Below are 16,678 nucleotides of genomic sequence, written 5' to 3'. Positions count from 1 at the left end.
CATGGAGTTCGTCTTGTCTCAGCTGGCGGGTTTCGGCCATGCCTTCGCTGCGCTGGTCGCCGATCCGCTGACCTATCTCTATCTGGTTTTTTCGGTCTTTCTGGGCATCACATTCGGTGCCCTGCCCGGCCTGACGGCGACCCTTGCCGTGACCATTCTGACCGGTTTCTTCGGCAACAAGATCCCGCTGGATTACTCTTTGATCGCGCTGCTGGGCGCATATGTGGGGGCGATTTACGGCGGGTCCTATCCCTCGATCCTGCTAAACATCCCAGGCACCGCCGCCAGCGCCGCCACCGCAATGGACGGTCACCCGCTCGCCAAGGCCGGACGCGGAGGTGAGGCGCTTGGATTGACGACGACGGCCAGTTTCATCGGGACCATTATCGGCACACTCACGCTCCTGATCTTCGTCTGGGCACTGCTGCTTGTTTCAAAGAACATCGCAAGCCCGGAAAAGGCGCTACTGGCCCTGTTCGGTATCCTTCTGTCTGGCACGCTCATGAGCGAGGACCTGGTGCTCAAAGGGTGGATATCCGGTCTGATCGGACTTGCCATGGCCATGGTCGGGCTCGACCCCTTGCTGTCCGAACCCCGCTACACTTTCGGCTGGTCCTACATGCTGAGCGGGTTCCAGGTGGTGCCCGTTCTCATGGGGGCCTTCGCGATCCCTCAGATCATCGAAGGCCTGCGCCATGTCGAAGCCGGCAAGGTCATGGCTCTGAAAGGGTCGATCCTGCCAAATCTCTCGACGGTCCGCCGTCACCTGCCCACCATCGGCAGGTCCGGCGTGATCGGCACCGGCGTTGGTGCCCTGCCGGGCGTCGGCGAGGATGTTGCCGGATGGGTCAGCTACGGTGTCGGCAAAACCGTTTCGAAGGATGGGAAGAACTTCGGCAAAGGTTCACTGGACGGGCTTTTGTGTTCAGAGACCGCCAACAACGCCTGTATCGGCGGCGCACTGATCCCCCTGTTGGTGCTGGGCATCCCCGGCTCACCACCCGCGGCCGCGCTGCTGGGGGCGTTCAAAATCAACAACGTCATCCCCGGCCCAACGATCGACCCCGAAATCATCCTGCGGGTCGTGGCCATCCTGGTGCTGGCATCGTTGACGATGTTCCTGATGGGCCTTTTCACCGCGCGGGTCTTCATCAAGATTCTCAAAATCCCGCAAACTGTTTTCTTGCCCGTCGTGATGGTTCTGACCACGATTGGTTCATTCAGTGTGGGTGGCGGCATCAATGACCTTTACCTGATGCTGGGGGTCGGCTTCGTGGCGTATTTCATGAACCTGATGAAATATCCGATTGCGCCACTGGTCATCGGCGTCATCCTTGGCGGGTTGTTCGACGAGACATTCCGCCGGTCACTGTTCCTGTCGGATGGTGATCTGTCAGTATTTGTTTCTCGACCCGGAGCAGCAATTCTGCTGGTGTTGAACCTGGCGCTGATCCTCAGCCAATTGCCTCCGGTCAAACGCCTGTTCGCCCGCCTGAAAGGAGCGCCCGCCTGATGTATGCCGTCACCGTAACCTTTGAGTTGAAGCCCGGGACACGCGAGCGTTTCCTGCCTCTGATGCTGGACAACGCGCGCACGTCGTTGAGCGACGAACCCGGGTGCCTGCAATTCGACGTCTGCGCAGGGGACGATCCGGCCATCGTTTTTCTGTATGAGATCTACGCGAACGCCGACGCGTTCAGGATCCACTTGGACAGTCCGCATTTCAAGGAATTCGATCTGGCGGTTTCGGATATGGTGGTCCGAAAGCAGGTCAACACGTTCTCCGAGGTCATGCGATGAACGACTGGGAAGTCTATGCCATCAAATATGCGGACAGAAATGCCCGCACCCGCGCTGACAGCTTCATTTTGGATGACGATCACGCGGCTCCTCATGCCATGGACTACTACCTGTGGCTGCTCAGGCGCGGCACGCAGGTCATTCTGGTGGATACCGGGTATGACACCGACGAAGGGCTGAGCCGCGGACGGCCTATTGCCATGGATCCGCGTGAAGCCTTGCTGCCTTTCGGGATCGCGCCAGAGGCCATTCAGCAAGTGATCGTCACGCACCTGCACTATGACCACGCAGGGGGTCTGCACCTGTTTCCAAACGCCACGTTGCATATGCAGTCGGCCGAGATGGCCTTTGCCACGGGTCCCTGCATGTGCCACGACACTCTGCGCGCGCCATTTTCGGCCGGTCATATCTGCGAGGCGGTCAAGCGGCTTTATTCCGGCAAAGTGGTTTTCCACGACGGCGACGCCGAGTTGGTCGACGGTGTCACGGTCCACTGCATCGGCGGCCACTCCCGCGGGCTGCAATGCGTACGGGTCCGAACTGCCAGCGGCTGGATGGTTTTGGCGTCGGACGCATCGCATTACTACGAGAACTTCATGGCCCGAAAACCATTTCCCATTGTGGTCGACCTGCAGGACATGCTGGACGGCTTTGACAAGCTGCAAAGCCTCGCGTCTGCCCCTGGCCTGATCATCCCAGGCCACGATCCGCTGGTCCGGTCCGTTTTTGCCCCGGGACCAGCCGACCACATCAACCGTTTGGACACGGGGCCAATCAGAGAGATCAAACTATGAAGATCGGAGTCATTGCCGATGATTTCACCGGCGCATCCGACATTGGCCTGACCCTCGCTGAGGGCGGCATGCGCGCCAGCCAGTTTGTTGGCATCCCAAAGGGCCACGCGGACCAGGATCTTGATGCGGCCGTGGTTGCGCTCAAGTCACGCACGGCCCCGGTTGACGAGGCGGTGCGCGACAGTCTGGCGGCCTGTGACTGGCTGCTGTCCCAGGGTGCGCAGCAAATCGTCTTCAAGGTCTGTTCGACCTTCGACAGCACCGCAAAGGGCAATATTGGTCCGGTTCTGGATGCGCTGTCGGAAAGGCTGAACGCTCCGACCACAATCGTCTGCCCGGCTTTTCCTGAAAATGGGCGCAGCGTCTACCAAGGGCACCTGTTCGTGCAGGACAAGTTGCTGAGTGAAAGCGGCATGCAGAACCATCCTCTGACTCCGATGACCGACCCTGATCTCCGGCGTCTGCTGGCCGCTCAGTCCTCCCGTCCGATCCATCATGTGGCCACCTTGTTGGTCATGCAGGGGGCTGCAGTCATTCGGTCTGCCCTGCCTGCCAAAGGTCATACGATCGTCGACGCGATCCGCGACGCAGACCTGCTGGAAATCGGCAAGGCTGCCCGCGATACCCTGCTCCTTTGCGGCGGGTCCGGGATAGCGCTTGGGTTGCCTGCAAATTTTGGGCTCGAACCGCGACAGCCGCAGTGGGACGGAGTGTCCGGCCCGGGAATCGTGCTTTCAGGATCGTGCAGTCGCGCCACCCGAGAGCAAGTCGCGCGCTACCGGGACATCGCCCCACACCGCGAGGTCACCGCGCAGGACGCGGTAAGCGGCTCGATCTCGGTGGAGGAATTGGTCAACTGGGCGCTCGAGCAGAAACAACCGCCGCTGATTTACTCTTCGGCCGATCCACAAGTCGTGAGGCAAGCACAGGACTCCTTCGGCAAGGAAAAGGCATCTGCAGCCATCGAAAACCTGTTCTCCGATCTCTCCCGCAGCCTGCGGACCGCGGGCTTCCGCCGGATGGTCATTGCAGGGGGTGAGACTTCGGGCGCGGTTGTCCAGGGCCTGCGCGCACAACGGTTGCAGATCGGCCCCCGCTTGGCCGCCGGCGTTCCCATGGTACTCCTGCCCGGCACCCCGTCCGTTGCACTGGCGCTGAAATCGGGCAATTTCGGCGGCCCCGATTTCTTTGCGGACGCCTTGAACAGAATGGAGCAACAACAATGAGCGAGGCGGCGAAGCTACGGGAAGAAATCTGTCTGCTTGCAAGGTCGATGTTCGACCGGGGACTGACCTGCGGTGCGTCGGGCAACATCTCGGCCCGGCTGTCCGACGGAACGATCCTGGTTACGCCGACCGGCAGTTCGATGGGGTTTCTCGACCCGGCACGGATCAGCCATCTGGATGCCCGGTTTCAGCACATTGATGGCGACTTGCCGACCAAGGAAGTCCCACTGCACTCGGCCTTCTACGACACAAGGCAGCAGACCGGGGCTGTGGTCCACCTCCACTCGACGCATTCGGTGGCCTGGTCCATGCTTCCCGAAGTTGACCCCGACGACGTTCTGCCACCGCTGACCCCGTATTCAATCATGCGGGTCGGTCGGGTGAAATTGCTGCCATTCTTCCTGCCCGGCGACCCTGAAATGGGAAATGCGGTCCGGGGACTAGCCGGACAGCGCAGCGCGGTTCTGCTGGCCAATCACGGCCCTGTGGTTGCCGGCAAAGATATCTGGGCTGCCAGTTTCGCAATGGAGGAACTGGAGGAAACCGCAAAACTCGCCCTGTTGACCCGAGGACTGAACCCTCGCCAGCTAAGCGCCGAACAAATTTCAGCCCTGTACGACATGACAGGCCACAGCAAGTAGCCGGTTCGAACACCCGCTGCTCTGACAACACGCTTTGCGATCCAATCGGCCGGATTTCGGATATTGTCGCCAGCTTTTGTGCAGTTGCGCGAAACGGTCGTATGATCTGACGAGACCTGACCCGGACGACCATCCCATCATTCCAAATCCTGAGCAGGGGCAGGCTGATTTTATCCTGTCCTCAACCCTGCTTTTTTAATTTTCATTATTGACAACTTACGCGCCGTAGTTATTTGTCAAAAGTGACAATAAAGGAATCCCAATGCCCCGACCTACGCTCAAAGACCAACGATCCGCTGAAATACTCGATGCCTACCTGACGTGTGTAGCCCGTTTCGGATTGGAAGGCGCAACACAAGAACGCATCGCGGCGGAGGCTGGTGTCAAACGGCCCTTGTTGCGCCACTATTTGGGAAACCGGGATGACATGACGGCGGCATTGGCAGACCACGTGATCAACGCTTTTGCCGAAGTGACAGAGGCGGTCTCGGTTCAATTCGAGTCACAGGGTGAGCCATCTGAGTTAATTGATGCCCTGTTTGACGACGGGCACGGCCATGATCCCCGGCTGATGCTGGCTTGGCAGGCTTTGGCTACGGCCGCCGAACGCATTCCTGACCTGGGCCCCAAACTGACCCAAAGCTATTCCGACTTTCTGGCCGTTGTCGAAGGCATTCTGGCCCGCGCGTATCCATCGGCACCTCCCGAACGCATTCGGGCAGTCGCCCATGGAGTAACTGCTTGCGCTCAAAACATCGACGCGCTTGTCCCGATTTCACCGCCAGCTCAGTGGCGCGACGATCTGAAAGCGGCGGCGCTGGCGTTGCTTGCAAGCTTGGAGAGTGACGCATGATCAATCTCCCCAGACTGATCAACTACGCAGCCCTACCCGTTCTTTTGGTGGCCACATGGCTGGGGCTCCAATGGCCCTGGGGGCTGGTATTCCTCTGGTGGGCCATACCGTCGATCCGCAGCGGCCAAGCTTTCCTGATCAATACCGTCAACCGCGAAACCGATCCACTCCTGTTCTGGACCGTTACTGTTCTTTGGATGGTCTTCGGCGGCCTGATGGTTACCGCCGACATCGCACCGGCCGTCTATCCGGCCTGGCTGGTCTAAGAGGTTTTCATGACACGAATGTATCACCGGCTTCCCGCCTCTGCCTATACAGCGCAGGACTGGTACGACCGCGAGCAAGAACTGATCTTCTCTCGCACCTGGAGATATGCCGGGTTTGCCGAGGATGTACCCGAGCCCGGACATTACATCTCGGTCCAGGCGGGTTTGAACAACATCTTCGTCGTAATGGGGCGCGACCGTCGGCTGCGGGCGTTCCACAACATCTGCCGTCACCGCGGAACCCAATTGATCCGTGCAGTCGGCAAAACACAGAAGGCACTGACCTGCCCCTATCACGATTGGACCTACGATCTCGAAGGCAACCTGATCTCGGTCCCGGATGAAAACCGCGAATATCCTAACGGCATCAACAAATCTTGCCTCGGGTTGAAACCCGCAAGCGTCGATCTCTGGCGCGGGATGATCTTCGTGCACCCTGACCCGCAGGCGCCGAGCCTTGCGGAGTGGTTCGGGCCCGTGGATCCGTTGCTGGGCCCGCACAAGCCCGAAGAATTGGTCGAATACGGCGAAGCCCGCCAAAGCTATGAGATCCGCGCCAACTGGAAGATCGTGGTTGAGAACTACATCGACGTCTACCACCTGAGCCACCTGCATTCGAACACGCTTCACATGTATGACCACGGTCGCGCAGAATATGGCTGGAAAGGTCCACACTATCATTTTTGGGAGCCGCCCGCGTCAGACTATGCCCGCGCGCTCGAGAAAAACCTGCCCACTCCGCGGATAATCCCGAAACCTCATGTTGGCGCCTGGGTGCCGATGCTGTTTCCGGGCATTGGCCTGGCAGGTAGTGAAGACAGCTGGAACATCTTCATCATCACGCCACTCGCGCCCGACCGAACGCGAGTGGAAAACCGCACCCGGTTGGCCAGCGCGTCGGCGTCGGAGTACTCGCGGCAGCAATGGTCATCTTACGCGTTCTGGCGTGACTTCGGTGGCCCGAAATACAAAGGCGACGATGCGTTGGGTAAAGATGACCCGATGACCTCGGGCGATTTCACGACCGAAGATGTCTATGCCTGCGAACAGCAACAGAAATCCTTGGCAAGCCCGTTGTTTGAAGTCGGCCCCGCCTCTGTCGGAGAAGGCCCGGTTTTGCAGCATCAGCAAGTTGTTATGGACTTCATGACGAAAGCTGAGGCCGAGACATGACCAGGCCCAAAACATTCTCCCCAAACGCCATCCCTGGGCCGGCACCAATCATCCCGCGCCCAACTGCCCAGAACCCAAAGGTCATCCTGTGAGACTTCGCATTCTTGCCAGCTTGGTTGGGATCGCCCTGGCAGGCGGACTGGCTCTCGCCGCGCCCGGCAGCGACCCGAAGGCGGTTGCCGAACGTCAGCTATCTGTCCCCAACTCTCAGATCGCGTGGAGCGACTGGGATCCCGAAGCGATCCACACGATCACCGTAAAATACGGTCAGGGCCAGCCGGATGATCACTTTAGCTATTCGGTGGCCGATTGGGCCCAGCGAAAGGGCGACACCGGCTTTGAATCTTTCCTAGCGCTGCAGGGGTATGTGGAAACAGAGCGCTCACCCCCGCGGATCGTGATCACGGAAGAGCCGGGCAACGCCACGGCAACAGCGGTCACCACAGTCAAGTACGACTGGCAGGGTCACGGAGGTACGATGGCGCAAACCGACCGCTTTTCGCTCACGCGCAAAGGCCGAAAATGGGTGATCCGCGCACTGCACACCACCATGGATTATCGCTGACCGAAGATGGCCATCTTTTGCTCAGGAAAGGACCACTCGTGACCCGTAAATTCTTCCCCTTGTCCGTAGCTGAAATCCGGCCTGAAATCGGTGGCGAAGCAACCACCGTCGTGCTGGACGTACCACCCGCCCTGACCGAGCTGTTTCGCTGGTCCCCCGGCCAACATCTGACGCTGCGCTTCGGCCTGAGCGGGAAAGAGCAGCGACGCTGCTACACCATCTCCAACCCGTCAAACGAAGCGCTGCGGATCACCGTGAAACGCGTTTCCGGGGGATTGGTGTCGAACCATATCGGCGACACCCTGCGCGCCGGAGATACGGTCGAGGCGATGCCACCCTTTGGCCGCTTCACGCTGGAACCCAACGCAACTGCACGACGCACCCACTACTTTTTTGGCGCGGGCAGCGGACTGACGCCGCTTTATGCGATGATCCGAGCCGTGCTTGACCACGAGCCACATTCCGTCGCCCACCTGATCTACGGCAACCGGTCCGAGAATGAGATTCTGTTTCGGGAAACGCTGGACGCCCTCGTCGAGGCCAACCCATACCGGTTCACCCTGCGCCATGTCTTGTCTGCCCGATCGCTGTTGAGCTGGTTCAGCCCCTGGCGAGCCGGCCGCGTTGACACGGATGCGATCAAGGCGGCAATCGAAGAGTCACCCCCCATCGCACAGGACGTCCAGTATTGGATTTGCGGCCCTGGCAGCATGAACTCAGACGTCCGGGCAGCGCTGAACGCGCTGGATGTGCCCGATGCACGCATCCACATGGAAAGCTTTGGCGCCGACCCAGTTCAGGACACGAACCAATCCGGCATGGCGGCCACAGCGAGGGTGACGCTGGATGGGGAAACCCGCGATGTGCCTGTTGAGGCCGGGCAAACGATCCTGGAGGCCGCCATTGCAGCGGGGCTGGCGCCGCCCTTCAGCTGCCAGTCAGGCGTCTGCGGCGCATGCCGCGCAATTCAGACAGAGGGTCAGGTACAAATGCGGGCGCACATGGCCCTCGATCAGAACGACATCGCACGCGGTGAAGTTCTGACCTGCCAAGCCGTTCCCAAAAGCACAGAACTGGCCGTGCAGTTCCCCGATACGTAACAGTCCCGGTACCACCCCTCACCGCCCGGCAGTACGGATCCCAGCGCACAACACATGTTCGCCCAACATGCCCGGGTCAAAGAACGGCCGATCCCGCGCGGTACGCAAAAACTGTGGGTATTCAAGGTGAATGGCGGAGAGACAGGGATTCGAACCCTGGAGACGGTTTCCCGCCTACACACTTTCCAGGCGTGCGCCTTCGACCACTCGGCCACCTCTCCGTGCCGGCGATATTTGGACCAACGAACAGGGATTTGCAAGGGCCGATTGCGCGGAAATCCAAGGGATACGCAAGTTGCCTGAAGCGCCCCCACCCCAAGCGAATGAGCGGGGTCGCTTCAGTCTCGGCCAGCCGGCGAGATGGTGCTGTAGTCCTCTGACTACAGCTCTTCGCCGTTGTCTCCGTCCATGTCCGCCTCGGTCAGGCCCATCGGCGCCGAGCTTGAGTCGTCGGTCTTCACAGGTTCCTGCTGATCCGACTGTTGGGGCTTCGCTGCCTTGTTGGCTGGTTGCACCAGAACCTCGGGGTTCCGCAGCCAGAGATCGCGCTGTGCGAATGGAATCTCGATCCCTTCTTCGGTGAAGCGCCGGTTGATTTCGTGGTTCATGTCCGACTTTACGGACAGCACCCAGTTCACGTCGCGCAGGATCGCTCTGATTTCGAAATCCAGCGAGTCCGCGCCAAACCCCTGGAACACGACGTTGGGTGCCGGGTTGGCCAAAACCATCGGATGCGCATTCGCGATTTCGCCCAGGATCTTCTCGACCTTTCGGGTGTCGGTCCCATAGGCGACGCCAACCGGAACGATGACCCGTCCGATGGTGTTGCCGCGGGTATAGTTGGTCACCACACCGCTGATCAGGTCCGAGTTCGGAACGATCACATCGGTCCGGTCAAAGGTTTCCACCCGTGTCGAGCGTACCGAGATGTCGCGCACATAACCCATCATCCCGTTGACATCGATCCAGTCCCCCTTGGCGACCGGCCGTTCGACCAACAGGATGATGCCCGATACAAAATTCGACACGATTGTCTGCAATCCGAAACCGATGCCCACAGACAACGCACCCGCGACGATCGCCAGTGACGACAGATCAAAGCCCGCGACGATGATCGCGGCCAGCGCCGCAAGGAAAATTCCCACGTAGCCCGTTCCTGCGACGATCGCGTTCTGCCCACCCGGATCGATGCTGGTTTTTGGCAGCAATGAGTTGCGCAAACCGCTCTGCAGCAGTCTGGTCAGCATGTAACCGATCGCAAATATGGCCACGAAAGTCAGGAAGTTGCTGGGCGAGACCGTCACGCCGCCGATGTCAAAACCCATCAGAAGCCGGGACCACGCCTCGCGCAGATCCGAGTCGCGCGCGCCCCAATACAGCGCCAGTATGGGCAACGACAGAATGGCCAGAACGAACCCGACCAGCACCGAGAACAACGAGTCGCTGGCCGCGTCGCCCTGCCCCGTCAGCCAGCCATAGATCGAGCTGATGAACCGCTGGAAGATGACGATGGCCGTTATCAGGACCAGCGTTTTGACCGATGGGAACACGATCGCTTCGGCGGCATTGGTATAGCCAATGGCAGCCAGGACAACGCTTGCGATGCCCAGGAAAAACAGCGCCCGACGGAGCAGCTCGACCAGTTGACTGAACCCGGCCGCCCGTGTCGACTGGCTCTGCTCAGTCTCGTCCTCAGATCCTTCGGGGCGGCGGATTTGGCGGATCCGCAGCAGCAACAGGGCTGTCACGAGTATCACCGGGAAGCTGACGACGGCGCGAGTAGCCTCAGAGGTGTTTTCGATCCGTTCGAACAATTGGCCCAGTTCATGCAGGATCAACATCAGCGCGAGCAGGTCCAGATAAACCCGCAATTCCTTGATCGTATTTGCCGACAGGACTTTGAAACCCCGTTCTTCGCCCATCAAATAGACCTGACGGCCGATCCAGTCGTAAAACAGGATGATCGCGGCCCAATACGGGATTTCCTGGATCAGCAATGTGCCGCGCAACCCCGGGACTCCGGTCATGACCACCGCCTGAACGATGATGGCAACCCCGAACCATGGCAGGATGATCCGGAACAGCGACACGACGAATGTCCATACGCCACGCCCGGAGCCTCCGAACCGCCGCAGATAATCCCCAGCTTTCTCCGACCATGATCGCCCGAACAGCAGCAGGATCGCGGCCACCGCGAGCAGAATACCGATGGCAAGTCCGCTCTCTTTCAGCTTTTCACGGACAACGGCCGAACGCATGTTGGCCTTCGTCTCGTTCATCAATGCACGGCCAGCTTCGGTTACGTCCACCCAGGCAGGCGCCCAATGCGCCGGGTTGAGCGGCGATGGCCCGCGCTCAAGAAACTCTTTCCGCTGCCGTTCACGGATGATCTTGTCAATTTCGCTGATCAGGCCGTTGGCACGGCTGTAGGCCTCTTCCGAGATGATCCGCGGCACCTTCAGACTGTTGAGTTGCTGCTCGAGGTTCTCTCGCAAGCTGGCGATGTCTTCGGGTTCCGAAGATCCGTCATCGGGTTTGGGCCCCAATGCCTTGAGCTGGCTTTCCAGTGTTTGAATGCGATCCGTGTTCGCACTTCGGGCGCGATTGAAGTCGTCCCGATAACCACTTATTTCAGTGCGCAATTTCTCCATCGAGGCATTCGATGCCCGATTGGCTTCGATCACCTTCTCGGCACGCTCGGCGGTGCTGAGCCATCCCTGGTAGTACTCGCTCTGGCGGTCGGTCAGCTGCGCCGAGGCTCCGCCTGAGACGCCAAATGCGACCACAAACGCAAATGCCAGTAAAACGAGAAACTGCCGCAGCATCATACGTCCTCAAAAACACCCGGAATGCTGCGCGGGGCCTCGGTCATCCACTCTGGAACCGGCAATTCTTTTTCACGCAGGAAGTCGGGGTTGAACAGTTTCGACTGGTAGCGCGTGCCATAGTCGCACAACACGGTGACGATGGTGTGACCCGGACCCATTTCCTTGGCCAGCCTCACGGCGCCGGCAATGTTGATTGCGGTGGATCCACCCATGACCAACCCCTCTTCGCGCAGAAGATCGAAGATATAGGGCAACGCTTCGTTGTCCGTAATCTGGTAGGCGTGGTCGGGCTTGAACCCTTCAAGGTTTTTGGTGATGCGGACCTGGCCGATCCCTTCGGCGATCGAGCCACCCTCCATCGCGATTTCACCCGTCGTGTAATAGGAATAGAGACCGGCACCCATCGGATCGGCGATACCGATCTTGACGCCCTTGGGCTGCAAAGCCTCGGCCACACCGGCCAGCGTTCCGCCGGATCCGACCGCGCAGATGAATCCATCGACCTTGCCGTCAGTCTGCTCCCAGATTTCCGGCCCAGTGGTCTCGACATGCGCCTGACGGTTCGCGACGTTGTCGAACTGGTTTGCCCAAATCGCACCATTGGGTTCGGTCTTGGCCAACTGCTCGGCCAGTCGCCGAGAGTAATGCACAAAATTGTTGGGATTCCGGTAAGGTGCAGCGGGAACCTGAACCAGTTGAGCCCCGGCGAGGCGCAGCATGTCCTTTTTCTCTTCGGATTGGGTTTCCGGGATGACGATCACGGTTTTGAACCCCATCGACGCGCCGACCAGCGCCAGACCGATGCCCGTGTTGCCCGCCGTCCCCTCGACAATCGTCCCGCCGGGCTTGAGATCGCCGCGCGCAATGGCGTCGCGAATGATGAACAGCGCCGCGCGATCCTTGACCGACTGACCGGGGTTCATGAACTCGGCCTTCCCAAGGATTTCGCACCCGGTTTCTTCGCTGACACGGCGCAGCCGGATCAACGGAGTTTTTCCTACGGCGTCAGCAAGGTCTCGTGCAATGCGCATGGCACCCTCTTGTAAATTGGCGTTTTCGCAGATGTACAGGTGCCCTGCGCCGACCACAAGGCGGGATAGTCATCCCCGCAACCGATCGCGGTTGCGTGCCAACCAATGCGCCAGGGACAATAGAGGAAGGTCCTTGAAGACATGCCGGTCAACCATATCCATGAATTCGGCATATGGCAGAATCCTGCTGCGAATGTCCTCTCCCTCGGTCGCCAAGCCACCATTGTTGATCGAGGCGGTGAGGTCTCCAATCCCAACATAGAGGTGGATGTATTCGGTGGAAGATCCGCTCGAAGAATAGGCGCCACCTGCATATTCGAGCCGCGAGAACGACACCTGCGCCTCCTCCATGGCTTCCCGGTGGGCCGCCTGTTCAGGGGTTTCTCCGGGGTCGATCATGCCGGCGACCGGTTCCCACATCCAAGGCTCGGGGTCATCGCTCAAGAATACCGGGGTTCGGAACTGCTCAACCAGAAGGACCGTATCTCGCAGGGGATCATACGGCAGCACCACGACCGCAGCACCCTGCATCAAGCCATTCCTATTGAGAACCGGCCCCATCGACCCATCGTATCGGCGGTGCTGCAGTTCGATTTCTTCCATCCCGAAATAATCGATGTATGCGCGCGTGTGGCGGTGCACGATCACATCATCGCGGACACTGCGACCATCCCCGGTTCTCCGTTGCTGCGCCGCAAGCTTGGCCCACGCCCGGGTACGAATGGCGGAAAAACTGCGCGCGATCCGAGAGGCATCGACCTTGCCAAAATATCCCATGACCTCATCCGCAGCCAAAAGGGTCATCGCACCCCACTCGGACACCCACTTTTTCAACGACCAGGGATCGGCCGGCGTCCATAACCCGGGGGCGGGAAAGAAGACTTGGGCGGAAACGGTCGATCCGCCTTCAAGGACGACCTCTTTGACGTGCAGGTCATAGTCGAACCCACCTTCGTAGAAGGCCAACCGTTTGATGTCTTGTGCAGTTAGGTTCTGCACCAAGATACCCCGTGCCGCTGCGCCGGGCGCCTCAAGGATCATCGGAAAGGCTTGGTCCTGCACCGCGTGAACCGCATGGTCCGGCAGCATCGCCGGCTCGGCCGCAAGATCCTGACCCGAGCGACCCAAAACAAGTTCAAGCAGCGGCAAATACCGCAATGTGCCGTAGAAAAACAGATTGGTCATCGTAGGCTCGTGACTAGGGCGTCAGTTCCAGCGCCGCGAGGCGCCTTCGGTAAACAGGCCGGACAGCAGAGCACCAATCGCCAAGGTCGCGATGATCTCGGGCGAGATCAGTTGCTTGCCGAAATCCACACCGATCTGGAAAATGGCCAGCAACGCCTCGAATGGACCGTCATAGCGGTGACGCATCGCAAGCCGGAACATCTCGTACGTGCCCTGAACGAACAGGCCCCAAAACACCAGAGAAACCACTCCGGTCAGGCCGTTGTTGACGGCTGCAGTCCAGCCGCGCCCGGCCCGTTTGCCCATGATGACCCAACCACACAAAAAACCAAGGACGAGGTTCACATAGGTAAAGTAGCCGTAGTCCTTTCCCTCTTCGCCGTTGTCGATGATCATGCCGGACACAAGGAAAGCCACCACCATGAGACTGAGCGCGGCAACAAGACGTGAGGCTGTCGGCATTCCGATATTTCCGTGTGTTAGTTGGGTTTTGCTACGGTGATCTGTGTCACATCGCAATTGCCCGTGTCAAAGGCTGCGCCGCAGGCAGTCAAATAATAATTCCACATGCGGCGGAAACGCTCATCAAAGCCCATCGCAGCAACCTGGTCCCATTTGTCGTTGAACGTGTCGTACCAGCGCCGCAAGGTCAGGTCATAGCTAGGGCCGAACTCCTTCGACTTGACCACATCCAGACCGGCCTGCTGGATTTCCTGCCTCAGCACCGTCGGGGCTGGCAACATGCCGCCCGGAAAAATGTATTTCTGAATAAAGTCAACACCGTTCTTGTAGACGTCCCAGCGGCGGTCGGCCACTGTGATGATCTGAAGCGTGGCCCGTGCGCCGGGCTTCAACCGGTCGCGGACCGTTCGAAAATAGACCGGCCAGTACTTTTGCCCAACGGCCTCGAACATCTCGATCGACGCAATGCCGTCATACTGCCCACGCTCGTCGCGATAGTCCTGCAGCTTGAAGGTTACCTTATCGGAAAGCCCAGCTTTTTCTATACGTTGCGTCGCATACTTCAACTGCTCCTGACTGATGGTCAGGCCTGTGACCCTCAGGTCTCTTTCCTTGGCGGCGTATTCGGCAAAGCCACCCCAACCGCAGCCAATTTCAAGGATGTGGTCACCCGGCTTTGCTCCCATCTCGTCGACCAGGCTGGCATATTTGGCCGTCTGAGCCTTTTCCAGACTTTCCTGACCGGTTTCGAACAGCGCGCTGGAGTAGGTCATCGTCTCGTCCAGCCACAGGCTGTAGAAATCATTGCCCAGATCGTAGTGGTACGAAATGTTCTTTTTGGCCTGCTTTCGGTTGTTCCGGTGCAGCCAGAACCGCAGGCGCTCATAGGCCTGAACCAAAAACTTGCCAGTGAAATCATCATACACCGTCTCGGTGCCCAGATGGACAAGATCCATGAAGGCGCGCAGGTCAGGTGTGGTCCACCCACCTTCAAGGTAGGCGTCGGAAAATCCGAGCTCGCCTTCACGGATCAGCCGCGCGAATACATCCGGGTCGTGAATATCAACGCGGGCGACAGGTCCGGGCTTGGCGCCTTCGTTGCGAAAAATGCGCCCGTCCGGCAGCGCGATGTCCAGCCGTCCGGACTCCATTCGCTGCAGCATCTTGAAGACCTGCGAAAAATATCTGGGCAGGCTTTTCTGCCCCTCTGTCGTCGTCAGGATCATCCGCTCTCCCCTGTGCGGTGGTCGGAGCAGGCTAGGACGGGATTCCGTTTCTGGCAAGTTTTCAATTCCTTACTGGTGTTTTCGGCCTTCGTAGGCGGCAAGCGCCCGCTGTCGCCCAACCTTCAGATCAACGACCGGATCAGGATAGGCATCCGTCGGAGACAGTCCCCATGACACCGGCACCGCATCGAAATAGGCAAGCGCCGTCTCGGGTGGGTTCTTTTGTCCTTCGGCCAGCCACCGGCGGACATAGGCGCCCGTGGGGTCAAACTTCTCGGCTTGGGTCTGCGGGTTGAAGATACGAAAGAACGGCGAGGCATCCGGCCCCGACCCGGCAACCCACTGCCACCCCATGGCATTCGCTGCCGGATCCCAATCGACCAGACAGTCCGCAAACCAATCCATGCCGATCTTCCAGTGCGTCATCAGGTGCTTGGTCAGGTAGCTGGCGACGATCATTCGGACGCGGTTGTGCATCCGGCCAGTGACATACATCTGCCGCAGGCCCGCATCTATCACCGGTATCCCCGTTCGCGCCATTGTCCAGGCTCGAACTTCGGGGGTGTCCGTGTCGGTGTTCCACGGAAACGCATCCCATTCCGGCTTCCAATTCGCGCTCAGTAGATGCGGCGTGTGGTACATCAGGTGATATGCGAACTCGCGCCAGACAAGTTGGCGCAAGAAGCCCTCGGCCCCGGATGAACCGGAAAACCCTGCGCTCTGGACCCGGTGCCAGATGGTTGCCGGGCTGATCTCGCCCAACGAAAGGTACTCGGACAGTCCCGATGTGCCGTCATCGCCCAGATCGTCGCGTTTTGCTGGATACGCGTCGAGCCGTTCGGTGAATTCGTCCAGCTGCGCAAATGCGGCGGCCTCGCCCGGTTCGACATGAGCCCGAACGACCACCGTGCCACGACGCATATCCGCGCCAAGGTTCCAGGCCTCAAGCACGTCCGACTGCGGCCATGATCGGGGTGCCGCGATCCGCGACGGTGCAGGCTTGGGAGCGTCGACCTCTCTCCCTCGCACAGCCCGCCACATGGGCGTAAAAACACGAAAGGGCTGACCCGCCTTTGTGGCGACCGTCCATGGCTCGAACAAAAGATGCCCGGCAAAAGACTTGGCGGATACGTCCTGCGCGGACAAAGCAGCCTTTATCTGAGTGTCACGCCCGATGGATTCGGGATCATAGGCCCGCGACCAATAAACATCAGTTGCCCCCGTTTCCCGTATCAGGTCTTCAAGCGCGGCCAGCGCCGGGCCGCTTCGCAGGATCAGCTTGCTGCCCTTGCGCTCGAGGCTGTTTGACAATGCGGAAAGGCCGAGGCCCAGCCGCCATTTCGGAGCCGCGCCCAAGTCATCGACCAGCTGATCTCGCTGAAAAACAGGAATCACTGGTCGGCCTGTCTGCGCGGCCGCAGCCAAAGCCGGATGGTCAGTCAGGCGCAGATCACGCCGGAACCACAAAATGATTGGTGACTGCTCTTTGTCCATTTCCGCCCCGTTTTCATATGTCTACGGGGCGGAA

The 16,678-nt window shown here is 59.6% G+C and carries 16 protein-coding genes and 1 tRNA gene; 10 read left to right on the top strand and 7 right to left on the bottom strand.

Annotated features, from left to right (window positions below):
- The first annotated feature begins 1 nt into the window (after position 1).
- From ACR3EK_RS06615 to ACR3EK_RS06570, 10 genes are all read left to right on the top strand, one after another.
- Positions 2-1,513 (top strand): tripartite tricarboxylate transporter permease, encoded by a 1,512-nt coding sequence (locus ACR3EK_RS06615; protein ID WP_170357619.1) that lies wholly within the window; start codon positions 2-4, stop codon positions 1,511-1,513.
- Complete coding sequence (locus ACR3EK_RS06610; protein ID WP_170432989.1) at positions 1,513-1,800, top strand: putative quinol monooxygenase; 288 nt, start codon at positions 1,513-1,515, stop codon at positions 1,798-1,800. The genes ACR3EK_RS06615 and ACR3EK_RS06610 overlap by 1 nt, the downstream gene beginning before the upstream one ends.
- Complete coding sequence (locus ACR3EK_RS06605; protein WP_170445612.1) at positions 1,797-2,594, top strand: N-acyl homoserine lactonase family protein; 798 nt, start codon at positions 1,797-1,799, stop codon at positions 2,592-2,594. Before ACR3EK_RS06610 ends, ACR3EK_RS06605 begins: the two co-directional genes overlap by 4 nt.
- Positions 2,591-3,820, top strand: a complete 1,230-nt coding sequence (gene otnK, locus ACR3EK_RS06600; RefSeq protein WP_480632989.1) for a 3-oxo-tetronate kinase — start codon at positions 2,591-2,593, stop codon at positions 3,818-3,820. Before ACR3EK_RS06605 ends, otnK begins: the two co-directional genes overlap by 4 nt.
- Complete coding sequence (otnC, locus tag ACR3EK_RS06595; protein WP_170524028.1) at positions 3,817-4,461, top strand: 3-oxo-tetronate 4-phosphate decarboxylase; 645 nt, start codon at positions 3,817-3,819, stop codon at positions 4,459-4,461. The genes otnK and otnC overlap by 4 nt, the downstream gene beginning before the upstream one ends.
- A 427-nt stretch (positions 4,462-4,888) precedes the next feature.
- On the top strand, positions 4,889-5,314 hold the full coding sequence (locus tag ACR3EK_RS06590) for a hypothetical protein (RefSeq protein ID WP_480632988.1): 426 nt from the start codon (positions 4,889-4,891) through the stop codon (positions 5,312-5,314).
- Complete coding sequence (locus ACR3EK_RS06585; RefSeq protein ID WP_480632987.1) at positions 5,311-5,580, top strand: hypothetical protein; 270 nt, start codon at positions 5,311-5,313, stop codon at positions 5,578-5,580. Before ACR3EK_RS06590 ends, ACR3EK_RS06585 begins: the two co-directional genes overlap by 4 nt.
- Positions 5,581-5,589: 9 nt before the next feature.
- On the top strand, positions 5,590-6,753 hold the full coding sequence (locus ACR3EK_RS06580) for an aromatic ring-hydroxylating oxygenase subunit alpha (RefSeq protein ID WP_480632986.1): 1,164 nt from the start codon (positions 5,590-5,592) through the stop codon (positions 6,751-6,753).
- Positions 6,754-6,841: 88 nt separating this feature from the next.
- The gene (locus tag ACR3EK_RS06575) at positions 6,842-7,318 is read left to right on the top strand and encodes a hypothetical protein (protein WP_480632985.1); all 477 of its coding nucleotides are present in this window, start codon (positions 6,842-6,844) and stop codon (positions 7,316-7,318) included.
- Between the two features lie 38 nt (positions 7,319-7,356).
- The gene (locus ACR3EK_RS06570; RefSeq protein WP_480632984.1) at positions 7,357-8,418 is read left to right on the top strand and encodes a 2Fe-2S iron-sulfur cluster-binding protein; all 1,062 of its coding nucleotides are present in this window, start codon (positions 7,357-7,359) and stop codon (positions 8,416-8,418) included.
- Positions 8,419-8,549: 131 nt separating this feature from the next.
- Here the strand turns inward: ACR3EK_RS06570 and ACR3EK_RS06565 are convergent.
- The 7 genes from ACR3EK_RS06565 to ACR3EK_RS06535 all read right to left on the bottom strand — a co-directional run bounded on the left by ACR3EK_RS06565 (position 8,550) and on the right by ACR3EK_RS06535 (position 16,644).
- Positions 8,550-8,639: transfer RNA gene (locus ACR3EK_RS06565), tRNA-Ser, on the bottom strand.
- Between the two features lie 159 nt (positions 8,640-8,798).
- Positions 8,799-11,243 carry a DUF3772 domain-containing protein gene (locus ACR3EK_RS06560; RefSeq protein ID WP_480632983.1) on the bottom strand — a complete coding sequence of 815 codons (2,445 nt, stop codon included), beginning with the start codon at positions 11,241-11,243 and terminating at the stop codon, positions 8,799-8,801.
- Positions 11,243-12,277: a cysteine synthase A gene (locus ACR3EK_RS06555; RefSeq protein WP_170338935.1), complete on the bottom strand. Its 1,035-nt coding sequence runs from the start codon at positions 12,275-12,277 to the stop codon at positions 11,243-11,245. The genes ACR3EK_RS06560 and ACR3EK_RS06555 overlap by 1 nt, the downstream gene beginning before the upstream one ends.
- Before the next feature lie 69 nt (positions 12,278-12,346).
- Positions 12,347-13,462 carry an NUDIX domain-containing protein gene (locus ACR3EK_RS06550; protein ID WP_480632982.1) on the bottom strand — a complete coding sequence of 372 codons (1,116 nt, stop codon included), beginning with the start codon at positions 13,460-13,462 and terminating at the stop codon, positions 12,347-12,349.
- A gap of 21 nt (positions 13,463-13,483) precedes the next feature.
- Positions 13,484-13,924, bottom strand: a complete 441-nt coding sequence (locus tag ACR3EK_RS06545) for a TrgA family protein (RefSeq protein WP_093961876.1) — start codon at positions 13,922-13,924, stop codon at positions 13,484-13,486.
- 17 nt (positions 13,925-13,941) lie between these two features.
- Complete coding sequence (locus ACR3EK_RS06540) at positions 13,942-15,150, bottom strand: class I SAM-dependent methyltransferase (RefSeq protein WP_480632981.1); 1,209 nt, start codon at positions 15,148-15,150, stop codon at positions 13,942-13,944.
- 69 nt (positions 15,151-15,219) lie between these two features.
- Complete coding sequence (locus ACR3EK_RS06535; RefSeq protein ID WP_480632980.1) at positions 15,220-16,644, bottom strand: cryptochrome/photolyase family protein; 1,425 nt, start codon at positions 16,642-16,644, stop codon at positions 15,220-15,222.
- Between the last annotated feature and the right edge of the window lie 34 nt (positions 16,645-16,678).

The organism is Ruegeria sp. BC8 (genome assembly GCF_056535705.1).
Note: the sequence above shows the minus strand (reverse complement) of the source record. Positions and strands in the feature narration are given on the sequence as shown.